This is a genomic window from Hyalangium sp. (assembly GCF_035629615.1).
Lineage (GTDB): Bacteria > Myxococcota > Myxococcia > Myxococcales > Myxococcaceae > Hyalangium.
On the sequence record NZ_DASPHO010000615.1, the window covers coordinates 1 to 11,960 of the forward strand.

General features: G+C 69.2%; 7 protein-coding genes. 2 read left to right on the forward strand and 5 right to left on the reverse strand.

The features are described 5' to 3' along the window. The 5 genes from VD972_RS31120 to VD972_RS31140 all read right to left on the reverse strand — a co-directional run. On the reverse strand, positions 1 to 420 hold a 420-nt coding region (locus tag VD972_RS31120), incomplete at its 3' end, for a WD40 repeat domain-containing protein (RefSeq protein ID WP_414654157.1). Continuing rightward, a complete protein-coding gene (locus VD972_RS31125; RefSeq protein ID WP_324992414.1) occupies positions 417 to 2,561 on the reverse strand; it encodes a penicillin-binding protein activator in 2,145 nt (714 codons plus the stop codon). The genes VD972_RS31125 and VD972_RS31120, both read right to left, overlap by 4 nt. Positions 2,562 to 2,774: 213 nt before the next feature. Further along, complete coding sequence (locus VD972_RS31130; protein WP_324992415.1) at positions 2,775 to 5,921, reverse strand: protein kinase domain-containing protein; 3,147 nt, start codon at positions 5,919 to 5,921, stop codon at positions 2,775 to 2,777. Positions 5,922 to 6,102: 181 nt separating this feature from the next. Further along, positions 6,103 to 7,233, reverse strand: coding sequence for a molecular chaperone DnaJ (gene dnaJ / locus VD972_RS31135; RefSeq protein ID WP_324992416.1), 1,131 nt, complete (start codon positions 7,231 to 7,233; stop codon positions 6,103 to 6,105). Between the two features lie 102 nt (positions 7,234 to 7,335). Beyond that, a complete protein-coding gene (locus VD972_RS31140; RefSeq protein WP_324992417.1) occupies positions 7,336 to 7,782 on the reverse strand; it encodes a hypothetical protein in 447 nt (148 codons plus the stop codon). A 151-nt stretch (positions 7,783 to 7,933) separates the two neighbouring features. Between VD972_RS31140 and VD972_RS31145 the strand changes: the two genes are divergently transcribed. Together VD972_RS31145 and VD972_RS31150 are read left to right on the forward strand one after the other, a co-directional pair. Beyond that, on the forward strand, positions 7,934 to 9,697 hold the full coding sequence (locus VD972_RS31145; RefSeq protein WP_324992418.1) for an ABC transporter ATP-binding protein: 1,764 nt from the start codon (positions 7,934 to 7,936) through the stop codon (positions 9,695 to 9,697). 388 nt (positions 9,698 to 10,085) lie between these two features. Further along, positions 10,086 to 11,960, forward strand: a 1,875-nt coding sequence (locus VD972_RS31150) for an InlB B-repeat-containing protein (RefSeq protein ID WP_414654158.1), incomplete at its 3' end; no start/stop codon positions are given.

An 11,960-nucleotide genomic window follows, 5' to 3' on the forward strand; every position in this document is an offset into this window, starting at 1 on the left:
GGGCTCGCCGGTGGCGGAGTCGAAGAGGCGCACCGCTCCGTCCCGCCCCGCCGTGGCCACCAGTCCGCCGTCCTGGGAGAAGCTCACCGCCTCCAGGTCGAACTCGTAGGCGTTGATGTTCTTGTCGGCGACGAGCACGGGCGGCGTGCCCAGCGTCCACAGCGCGAGCTGGTAGAACTTCGGCCCGAGGTGCGTGTACGCCACGCGCGAGCTGTCCGGGGAGAAGGCAATGGAGTAGACGAAGTCCTTGTTGTTGAGCAGTGGCCCATCCGCCATGCCCTTCACCCTTCCGGCCGCGTAGCTCCCGGGCCGCTCCGCCAGCACTGAGCGCACTTCCGGAGCAAGCCCTTGCGGTCCATGGGCACAGCTCACCCCCAGCACCAGCACCCCTGCGAGCAGCAGCCGCGCGCCGTTCCTCATGAACCCGAGCCCCCCGTCCCCGCAGCCTCCGGGGTGAGCTCCTTCACGCCCCGGTTGTCCACGGACAGCAGGAAGAGCGGCTTGACGGCCTCGCGCTTCTCGCTGAAGGAAGTCCTCCCCGTGGCGCCCTCGAAGTTCTTCAGGTTCACGAGCGCCTCCCGCATCTCGCCGCGGGAGCGGGGACGCTGCTTGTCGAGGATCTGGCGCACCATGAGCGCCGAGTCATAGCCGATGGCCTCGAGCAGCCCCGGCTCCTTGTCCACGTCCTTGTAGGCCTCGCGGAAGGCCTGGACGAACTTGCGCGTGGCCGGGCGCTGCGAGTCGATGAAGAAGCCGTCCACGTACACCGAGCAGGTGACGAACTTGCCGCCGCGCTCGATGAGCTCCGGTAGCCCGGAGCGCCCCTTGGGGCTGCTCCACGTGTTGGTGCCCAGCAGCGTCACCGTCTTCAAGTCCCGCTTCCCCGTCGTCTTGCGGATGCGCTCCAGGTCTCTCGGATCACACGCGTTGGTGATGATGTCCTCCACCGCGAGCGCCGGGCCCACCAGGCTCACGCGCTTCCAGTCGTCAGGGATGAAGATGGCCTCGAAGTCCACCACGGGCTCCAGACCGCCCTTGAGCTTCTCCACCGCCTTGCGCTTGCGGAAGGCATCCAGGCTCTCGGCGTTGATCTCGCGGACACCCTCGAGGTAGTCGGCCCGGTCCTCCAGGTAGTAGCGGCCCACCAGCTTCTTGGCCTCGTCCGTGAAGGTCGTCTGATCGTGCGCGTAGCTCTCCGCGCCCCGGACTGCGCCCCCCTTCTCCACCACCTGATCCCAGAAGCCGTTGGCCATCTCCACGCCATAGGGGATGTTCGGGTAGAGCACCGCGAAGCGCTTGAAGCCGCGCACCCGCATCGCATAGTCGGCCATGGCCTGGGCCTGGGCGGAGTTGGTGAGCATGTTGCGGAAGACGTGAGGACCGATCTCGGTGATGCCCTCCGAGCGCGTCATCGTCAGCAGCGGCACCTGCAGCTCCTCGGCGACCAGCGCGGCGCGCCGCGAGTCATCCGGCAGCAGCGGCCCCAGCACGGCGATGGCCCCCTCGTCGAAGGCCAGCTGCTCCACCGCCTGGCCGGCCAGCATCACCTCACCCTGGGTGTCCTTGACGATGAGCTCGATGTCGCTGCCCGTCAGCGCCAGCTGCACGCCGCGCAGCACCGCCTCGCCGATGGGCTTGTAGCGGCCCGTCATCGGCAGCAGCACGCCCACCGTCTTGGGGCGCACCTCCACACGGCGGGTGGCGCGGCTCAGCAGCTCCCGGGCCTGCCCGGCGAACGGGTGGCTGGGGACCTCTCGCAGGAAGCGCTGCAGCGTCTCCTCCAGCCGCGTCCAGTCCCGCAGGTGGTAGTAGATGCGCGCCAGCTTGAAGGTGAGCACGGGCCACGCCGGGTGCCGGGGGGACATGTCCTCCATCACGCGAGCCACGTCCACGAAGGACGCACGGCCCTCCACGAGCTGCTCCACCCGCGTCACCGCGGCGGCCTGCGCCTCGGGCGTCTTCGCGTCTCCGGCGAGCTTCACGGCGATCTCGAGCGCCGCCCCATAGAGGCCCGCGCCCTCGGCGGCACGGGTGGCCTCCTGGAGGAGCCTGTCGCGCTCGGGGCCCTCGGCCCGCTCGGCGAGGCTGGAGAGCGTCTGGTAGGCATCCCGGTAGGCGCCCACCTGCAGCGCGGAGAGGGCCAGCTTGCGCTTGGCGTCCTCCGCCTCCGGGTAGAGCGGGTTCTCGAAGAGCAGCTCGTTGAAGGTCTTCCTCGCGTTTTCGTAGTCCTCAGTCTCGAAAAAGAGGACGCCGGCGCGGTAGAGCGCCTCCTGGCTGGCCGTGGTCTCCGGGTACGTCTTGCGCACCGTGAGGAACACCTCCGCCGCCTGGTGCCTGTTCTGCATGCGCGCCGCGGTCTCGATGGCCTGGGCGAGCGCCGCGTCCGCCGCCGCATCCTTCTTCGCCTCTACGCGGGGCCTCGTCGGGAGGGCTCCCTCGTCCGGAGGACCCTCGGTACCTCCGCCTCCTCCTCGGACGTGAGTCGGCGTCTTCGGACAGGCGGTGAGCAGCAGCGCCAGCGCCAGCCCCAAGGCTCGGCGCGAAATGGAGAGGACTTCCATGGTGGGGGGGTGCATAGCAGTGTGGGTGCGCCTCCGTCGACAATCGAGCGGTGGGAAGATTCCGAGGAAAACGTCTTGGCACTTGCAGTGCCCGTGCCCACTCCACTGCCTGACACTTCGAGGGGTTATCCACGAGGGGCCGTGGGCGTGCGGCCACGCACCGTGGCCGAGCGGCACCCCGAGCGGCCAGGCGAGGCGGCCCGGCTGTGAGGCTCAGCCCGCTACGGCCGCCAGGGAGCGGCGAGGCAGGAGAGCCCGGCGCACCTTCGCTGCCAGCACGTCCGGGTTCACCGGGTAGGTGAGCACGTCGTCCGCCCCGGCATCGAGCCCCGCCTCCACCATGCCCGGGTCCTCCGGAGGCGCCAGCACGAAGATGGGCAGCTCGGCGGTGGGCGCCGCCTCGCGCAGTGAGCGAGTGAGCGTGGCGCCATCCCCGTCCGGCAGGCGAGAGGCCATCACCAGGGCTCTGGCCCCCCCCGCCAGCAGCTCCCGGACGCGGGCGGCCGAGTCCGCGAGCAACACTCGCACACCCTCGGCCAGGAAGCGCGCCTGGAGGGTGGCGGAGCGCGCGGGATCCGGCTCGGCCAGGACGATGGTCGGAGAGGCGGCGTCCCCGAGCACCAGCTCGGCGACCTCGGCGGCCAGGGCCTCCAGGGCCGTGGCGGGCACGCGCCCCTCCTCTCGCAGCCGGACGAGCGCACGCGACGCATCGTCGGGTGTGGGAGAGCCCGTGCCCACAGCCTCCATGAGCGCCGTGGCCGCGCCCAGCGCCATGGCCGCGCGGCTGGGCTGGAGAGCAGGTGTCCCTTTCGTGCTGGCACCCAGGACGGAGGCCAGCTCGCATGCATCCCGGCCGAGCAACGCGCGGACCGCCTCACAGCCGGGCCTCGCGAAGATCTCCTTCCCTTCGAGGCGCGCCGCACAGACCATGGCGTACGCCGCTGCGGAGGCCCGCTCTGCCTCCGCCCGCCCCGCGCCGAGCCGGAGCGCCACACGCCGGGCCAGCTTCGCCAGCGCCGCACCCTGCACGCCCGCGCCTCCCAGGGCGGCCAGGGCCGCATCCAGCACCCGCGCGTGCAGCCGCGCCGCGCGCGCCAGAGGGCCCGCCTCGCCTCCGAGCGCCTCCGCCAGCGAGGGGAGCACGCGGACCTCCATGGTGGGCGCCGCCGCCAACAGCCGGGCTACCACCGCCGGCGCATCCGAGAGCGTGTCGCTCGCGACGAGGGCGACCTCGATTCCGCCCAGGGCGACCGCGCGCTCGGCCTCGGCGCTGGAGCTGCCGGCCACCGCCACGCCCTGTCTCGCGAAGAGGCGCACGGCCGCGTCCCGCTGCTCCGGGTCATCCGCCACCACCAGCAGCGTGCGCGCCAGCGAGCGCGGCGGAGTGCGTGCGGGCTGCGGTGCAGGGGCGGCCGGAGGCGGCGGCTCAGGAGCTGCCTGGACAGGAGGCTGTGGCTCCGGGGCCTTGAAGAAGGTCTCGTCGAGCACGCGCTCGCGAGTGCGGGTGTGCTTGTCAGCAAAGGGCGTGACGCCGGGCTGCTCCTCCGAGGCACTCACCTTCATCAGGTTGGCCCAGTCGGGCCCCACGGTGGGCTCGTCACCTCGATAGAAGCGGTTGAGGGTGCGGCGAATGGCGCCCTCGCTGGCGAGCAGCCCTCGCACGGCGTAGCCCGTGCGGAACTGGAGCTCATCCAGGCGCTCCAGGTTCTGGGGCTCGCGCATGGCGCAGAACAGCTCCTTGCCCTGGAGCGTGAGGGGGACAGCCTCGAAGCGCTCGGCGTGCTCCAGCGGCAGCAGCGACAGCAGCGGCGTGGGCACGGGCAGTGCGCGGAGCTGGTGCTCGGCGATGAAGGGGATGCCGAGCTGCTCGCCGATGGTGGCCACCAGCTCCTCGTCCGTGACGAGGCCCTCGGCCACGAGCCGCTCTCCCAGCTTGCCGCCCTCGCGCCGCTGCCGCTCGAGCATGCCCCGGAGCTGCGCCTCCGTGAGCTTCCCGGCTGCGAGCAGCAGCTCTCCCAACGGGCGGCGAACCACGGGACGCGGGCGCAGCGCGGCGAGTTGGAGAACCTGGGCGGACGCGGAGCGCGGCGGGAGCTGGATCCGACGCGAAGGATCCAGGCTCCCCTGGGGCAACGGAACCGGCGTGAGGCGGCGCCCCGGCTCCGGGCTCCCCGCGGGGCTCTGCGTGGGCGGCAGGGCTGGGCGCTGCAGCTCCGATCGAGAGTGCGTACGGATGGCAACGGTCTTCGGTCCGGACACCGCTGGAGCCGCTTGCTGCTGCCCCTGCGCGGTCGCGGTGCGGACCGCTACGCTGCGCGTCCCCGTGGGAGGAGAGCCCCCTTCCGCGCCGAGCCGGATCTCTTCACCGCGCGGCTCTGCCGTCCCCTGGGTTCCGGTGTCCAGCAGCGACCGCCGTCCGGGGCAGCTGCGCGCGAAGAGCCGGGCCACGTCCTGCGGCCCCACACGCAGGCGGTGATCAAAGAGGAAGTTCTGCAGCGCATCCGACAAGTCGCGCGCGCGCTGGAAGCGGGCCACCGGATCCGGCGCCAGGGCCCGGGTGACGATGCTCCACAGGGGCGCGGGCATGCCCGGTACGGGCACCACGGTCTTCACGTCGAAGGACGAGATGTCGCGCAGGATCTGGAAGTAGTCCGGGCCGCTGAAGAGCTGCTGGCCGGAGAGCAGCTCATAGAGGAGCAACCCCAGCAGGAAGAGATCCGCGCGCTGATCCACCGCCGCGCCGCGCACCTGCTCGGGGGCAAGGTAGCCCACCTTGCCCTTCACGAGACCCACCTCGGTGCCGCTCTGGACGTTGGCGGCCTTGGCGATGCCGAAGTCGGCGAGCTTCACCTCGCCGGCGGAGGAGACCATCACGTTGGACGGATTGATGTCGCGGTGGATGATGTTGAGCGGCCGGCCGGACGCGTCGAGCTTCTCGTGGGCATAGGCCAGGCCCTCGGCCACCTGCTGGACGATGAAGCACACTTCGCGCAGCCCCAGGGGCACCTGCTGGAGGGCGGCGGCCCGCTGGAGCGAGCGGAGGTTCTCTCCGTCCACGAACTCCATCACCATGTAGTACTGGCCGCGCACGCACCCCAGGTCGAACACCTGGACGACGTTGGCGTGCTGCAGGGAGACGGTGAGCTTCGCCTCACGGAGGAACAGCTCGATGAACTCCTTGTCCTGCGCGAGCGAGGGCAGGATGCGCTTGACCGCGACAGGCTTCTCGAAGCCCTCGGCTCCCAGAACCTTCGCGAAGAAGACTTCCGCCATGCCGCCCGCGGCCAGCTTGCGGATGAGTCGGTACGTGGCCACGTGAACTCCCCCCGACCGGGTGATGGTGGGGGGGCAGATGCGCATGCCCTCTCAAGATGGTGAGTGCCTACTCACTGGGATCTCGGCGAACGTCGAGTCGCTGGCACTCACACGCGGCGCAGCCACTCGAAGCGTCGAAGGTTGAGCAGGCACACGCCCACCGTGGAGGTAGGGGCGACGACACCAAGGTCATCACACCGCGCAGGCGTGGCCTGTTCCGCGCGGCCTAGCCGAACAGCTCCTTCACCTTGTCGAAGAAGCTCTTGGACTGCGGGTGGGACTCCTCGCCCGACAGCTCCGCGAACTTCTCCAGCAGCTCGCGCTGCTTGGCGGACAGGTCCGTGGGCGTCTCGATGATGACGCGCACGTGCTGATCCCCGCGCTGCTGGCTGTGCAGATGCGGGATGCCCTTGCCCTTCAGCCGGAACACCTTGCCCGACTGCGTGCCCCCGGGGATGGTCATCTTCACCTTCCCGTCCAGCGTGGGCACGTCGATCTTCGCCCCCAGCGCCGCCTGCGTGAAGGAGATGGGCACCTCGCAGAACACCTCGTTGTCCTCGCGCTGGAAGAGGGGGTGCTCGCGGACGATGACCGTGACGTAGAGGTCTCCCGGCGGCCCGCCGCGCTCCCCCGGCTCGCCCATGCCCGTGAGGCGCACCCGCGTGCCATTGTCCACACCGCCCGGGATGTTCACCTCGAGCACTTCCTCGGAGGGCACCTTGCCCGAGCCGCGGCAGCGCGAGCACGGATCCGGAATGACGGCGCCCGTGCCATTGCAGTCGCTGCAGGCGCGCGACACCGCGAAGAAGCCCTGCGTGAAGCGGACCTCGCCTACGCCGCCGCACGTGGCGCACGGCTTGGGCGCCGCGCCGCTCTTGCTCCCCGAGCCGCTGCACGTCTCACACTTCTTGGGGCGCGGGATTGGAACCTTGGGGCGGCAGCCGAACGCCGCCTCCTCGAAGGAGATCTCCAGGTTGTAGCGAAGATCCGCCCCCCGGCCCACGCCTCCCCGGCCGCGGCCCCGGCCGCCGCCGAAGATCTCGCCGAAGATGTCCCCGAAGATGTCGTTGATGTTGACGCCCTGGAAGCCGCCAAAGCCCTCGAAGCCGGCGCCTCCACCCGCCCCGGCGTGGCCGAACCGGTCATACCGGGCGCGGCGCTCGGGATCGCTCAGGACTTCGTAGGCCTCGGAGGCCTCCTTGAACTTCTCCTCGGCATCCTTGTTTCCCGGGTTGCGATCCGGGTGGTGCTGGAGCGCTACCTTCCGGAAGGCGCTCTTGAGCTCCTGTGGGGTGACGTTCTTCTGGACGCCCAGAACTTCGTAGTAGTCGCGCTTCTGTCCCGCCGCCGCTGGCATTCCGTCAAACCCCTGGATTTACTGTCCTTTTAAGCCTGCGTAGAAACCTGATCCACTATAACGCAGGCTTTGGGACCAGCAATCCAGGGCGCGCGCCCAGGGCTACACCATCCACACGCGGTTGACCGTCAGCTCCATGCGGGCCAGCCGGCGCTTGAGGGCCTGGTCCACTGGCCCCAAGGGAGACCACTTGGTGACCACGAAGTGCAGCTCCGCGGTGTAGAGCTTGGCGGCACTGGCCAGCAGGCTCCACCGGTTCTCCGCGGTGGGATCCTCCACCATGTCCGGAGTGACGATCTCGAGGATGATCGGCGTGCGCGCCGAGTCCGTCTGCCGGCATGTAAAATCGGGACGGTGATCTTCGATGGTTCCGGAAAGAATGGGAGGCGGCATGAAGCCCGGTAGCCGCGCCTTGATGTCCGTGTAGCCGATTGTTCGAAAGTACTCGGCCATGAGCCACAGGAGCCGCCGGCGCTCCTCGTCCTCGACCACCGGCTCACAGCCTGGACTGAACAGCGCCTCTTTTTGGTTCGTATCGTTGATGTCCATGGCTTTCGGAAAGCTGTCCGCCACACCCGCCTACAGCAACGAACGGGCCAGCATGCGGTGGCCGAAGGGCCGAGGGGTAGACGAGGAAGCGAGCCCAGCGCCCTGAAGCGCCTTGGCCCTGGGCACCCAGGGTGAGAGAGTCCGCGCCGCCGTGGCCCCCCGTCCCTCGCCGCACGTCTACCGTCGTCTGCTGGGCTATGTGCGGCCCTACCGGCGCCTGCTCGTGGCGGGCCTGGGAGCCTCGCTGCTGGCCGCGGCAGCGACCTCGGCATACGCATGGCTGGTGGGGCCGCTGCTGCGCGCCGTGCTCACGGGAGAGTCCATCTCCCTGGCGGGCCTGAAGCTGCCGCCAGAGGAGATGCTGCGCCGCCTGCCGCTGTTGGTGGTGGCGGTGGCGGCGGTGAAGGCCACAGCCCAGTTCCTCCAGGGCGGATGGATGCAGCGGCTGGGCCAGCGGGTGATGGCGGACTTGCGGGGCTTCTTCTACTCGCGGCTGCTGGCCCAGCCCCCGGCCTTCTTCGAGCGGCGGCACTCGGGCGAGCTGCTCTCGCGCTTCACCGCGGACGTGCCTCTGGTGGAGTTCTCCGTGACGCAGGCGCTGTCGTCCTATGTGAAGGACGGGATGCAGATCCTGGCGCTGCTCGTCACCTGCGCGCTGATTGACGTGAAGCTGTTCCTGCTCACCTTCGTGGTGATGCCGGCCACGGTGGTGCCGGTGACGCGGTTCGCGCGCTCCTTGAAGAAGGTGGCCCTGCGCTCACAGACGAGCCTGGGCGCGCTCACCTCGCTCACCTCCGAGCAGCTGCAGAACCTGCCGGTGGTGCAGGCGTACGGTGGGGTACCTCGGGCGCTGGCCACCTTCGATGTGGAGGCCGAGCGCTACCTGGGGGAGATGCGCCGCTCGCTGTTCCTGCGCGGCGCCTTCAGCCCCACGGTGGAGATGTTGGGCATCGTCGGCGTAGCGCTGGTGGTGACGTGGGGCGCGCGCGCGGTGGCGGCCGAGCCTGGCCTGGCGGGGCGGCTGCTCTCCTTCCTCGCGGCGGTGCTGCTGCTCTACCAGCCGGTGAAGTCGCTGAGCGGCACGCTCTCTCAGGTGCTCACGGGGCTGGTGGCGGCCGAGCGTCTCTTCGCCATCGCGGACGAGCCCGCGCCGCCGGACGAGGGCCGCGAGGCCACTGCCCTGAGCCAGGCGCTGGTGCTCGAGGAGGTACGGGCCACGTACCTGGACGGCCGCGAGGGCCTGCGCGGGGTGAGCCTCACGGTGCCGGCAGGAGCGCGTGTCGCGCTGGTGGGAGCCTCGGGCGCGGGGAAGACGACGCTGTTCTCGGTGCTGCTCGGCTTCCTGCCCACGAGTGGTGGAGCGGTGCGATGGGACGGCGTGCCGATGCGGGAGCTGAAGCCCTCGAGCATGCGAGCCCAGCTGGCATGGGTGCCCCAGGAGCCGGTCCTCTTCTCTGGCACGGTGCGCCACAACCTGCTGCTGGGGCGGCCCGAGGCGAGCGACGCAGAAGTCTGGGAGGCGCTGGCGCTGGCGCACGCGGAGGAATTCGTGCGGTCGCTGCCTGGGGGGCTGGAGGAACCGGTGGGCGAGCGGGGTTCGCGGCTCTCGGGTGGCCAGCGGCAGAGGCTGGCGCTGGCGCGGGCGTTCTTGCGCCGGCCCTCGCTGTTGCTCCTGGACGAGCCCACGAGCGCCCTGGATGCGGCCAGCGAGGCGGCGGTGGGCGCGGGGCTGGCGGCGCTGATGAAGGGCCGCACGGTGCTCGTCATCGCGCACCGGCTCTCCACGGTGCGGGATGCGGATCTGATCGTCGTGCTGGACGCGGGCCAGGTGGTGGAGTCCGGCACGCACGCGGAGCTGGTGGCGCGCCAAGGCCGCTATGCCCAGCTCCTGGGTGACGGGGCCGTCGCCGCTTGAGACACGGAAGCTGCCAGCTCAGCTACTGAAGACTTCGAGCAAGCCCAGACATTCCAGCAGTTCACGCATGCCCGGCCAGATCCACATGCGAGGGATTGGAGCGCTTCGCTCGACTCGCCCGTGTTCAATTTTTGAACGGAGGGTATTGAAAGACCCCCAATCCGAAACAAAGGATATCAAGCACAGCACACCCAACCGGCTATTCGCAGTTCATGGATTTTCAGCCGGGCGCAATCAGCTTCTTGCGTTGAAAGCTTGACAGGCTGCCGAGTTCAGCGCTTTTACATACGCAGCTACACGACGCCTGCCATTCTTTACTCCCACGGTTCGCGTCGGACCGACAGGGGGGGAAATCACAATGCCAAGCCGAAGAAGCACCCGACACGGGATGCTCGGGAAGCGCCCGGGCCCAACCACTCTCAATGCCTCGTCTCTCTTCATCTTCGCCGCTGTCACCCTGCTGCTAGGAGGGTGCGGCGCCGAGCCGGAAGCGCTGGACAGAGTGCTTCCCGAGGAGCTCACGCTCGGCCATGTCGAAGCGCCTCTGGTGAGCAATGGAGGCTTCGAGGATGGCAATCTGAGTAGCTGGACCGTAGGTCTGCACCTAAACCGCACCGGATTGAGGGTCGTCCCGCCGACCAACGTCTTCGACCTGAACCTCTCTACCGGAGGGACGAATCAGACCCTAGCGGTAGGGGGAGCGACGGAATCGCAGATTCCAGCAGGCCTCAGCTCGAGGTCGACGCTTCGCTATCCGAAATATGGCCAGTGGTCCGCGGTCATCAACCGCCAGGGCGCGAGCGAAAAAACCAACAGCCTGCGCCAGATTTTCACCATCACCAATGCGGACGTCGATCCGGCGGACGGAAAGGTGCATCTCCGCTTCGCGCTCGCGCCGGTCCTCCAGGACCCGGGGCACTCGGCCAAGGACCAGCCCTACTATTTCGTCCTGCTCCACAATGCCACGAAGGGCACACAGCTCTTCTCGACCTTCGCGTACTCGAACCAGCCTGGCGTGCCCTGGCAGGAGGATCCTTCCACCGGGGTGCTCTACACCGACTGGCAGATCTTCGACGTCGCCCCTGGGAGCGCGCACCTTGATATTGGGGACCAGATCCAGCTCAACATCATCGCCGCGGGCTGCGCACAGGGCGGCCACTACGGCCATGTCTACGTTGACAGCTTCGGAGCCTTCCTTCCGGGCCTGTCCATCGCCGCGAGTGCTCCCGCCCAGGCGAACGCTGGCAGCAACCTGACCTACACCTATCTGGCGACGAACTCCGGCACGGGCGCTGCCGCCAACGTCATCGTCAACCAGCCGCTGCCAGCGAATACCACCTTCATCGGTGTCAACGCACCGGGTGCGACCTGCACCGCTCCCCCGGTGGGCTCGGCGGGCACGGTCTCCTGCAACCTGGGCACGCTCAACCCCACCGCGAGCACCACCTTCCAGATGACGGTGAGGATCAATCCCGGAGCCACGGGTACCGTGAACAACGGCAGCTACACCATCCGCGCCGACAACGTCTCACCTCTGATTGGGCCGCTGGTCGTGACGACCATCACCCAGAGCGTGGTGTTCGCGGATCTGGCGCTCACGAAGAGCAACGGCGTCGCAGCCGTCACCTGGGGCCAGCCCGTTCAGTACACCCTCGGGGTCACGAACAATGGCCCCTCGGCGGTGACCGGTGCACGCGTGACGGACACCATGCCGGCGCAGCTCACCGCCGTCACCTGGACCTGCACTGCGTCTGGCGGTGGAACCTGCGCCGTGGCGGCAGGCTCGGGCAACATCAATACGACGGTCAACCTGCCAGCCAATGGCCTGGCCACTTTCACCGTGAACGCGACGGTCATCAGCGGCTCCGGGAGCGGCCGCGTCTCCAACGTGGCCTCGGTGACCACCCCCTCCGGCGTGACCGACAACGATCCCACCAACAACCAGGCCGCCGACACCGACTCGATCGGAAGCCTGTATCAGGTCACGGTGGACAAGGATCCTTCCTCCACGGGAACCGGCCGGGTGGTGAGCAGCCCGGCGGCCATCGACTGCGGCGCGGCCTGCCCCGGCGCGAGCTCCCAGTTCATGAATGGCACCCTGGTGAGTGTCACTGCGACCGCCACCCCGGGGAACACGTTCGCCGGCTGGACGGGCGCCTGCACCGGCACCGCCAACCCGTGCAACTTCGTCGTCACCGCGGACACGGTCCTCACCGCACTCTTCACCTCGCCGCAGGCACCCAATGGAAGCCCGTGCTCGGCC

Bases quoted from the DNA above. Each gene is read 5' to 3' on its own strand.
- VD972_RS31125 (WP_324992414.1), bottom strand. From the start codon at position 2,561: ATGGAAGTCCTCTCCATTTCGCGCCGAGCCTTGGGGCTGGCGCTGGCG.
- VD972_RS31130 (WP_324992415.1), bottom strand. From the start codon at position 5,921: ATGCGCATCTGCCCCCCCACCATCACCCGGTCGGGGGGAGTTCACGTG.
- dnaJ (WP_324992416.1), bottom strand. From the start codon at position 7,233: ATGCCAGCGGCGGCGGGACAGAAGCGCGACTACTACGAAGTTCTGGGC.
- VD972_RS31140 (WP_324992417.1), bottom strand. From the start codon at position 7,782: ATGGACATCAACGATACGAACCAAAAAGAGGCGCTGTTCAGTCCAGGC.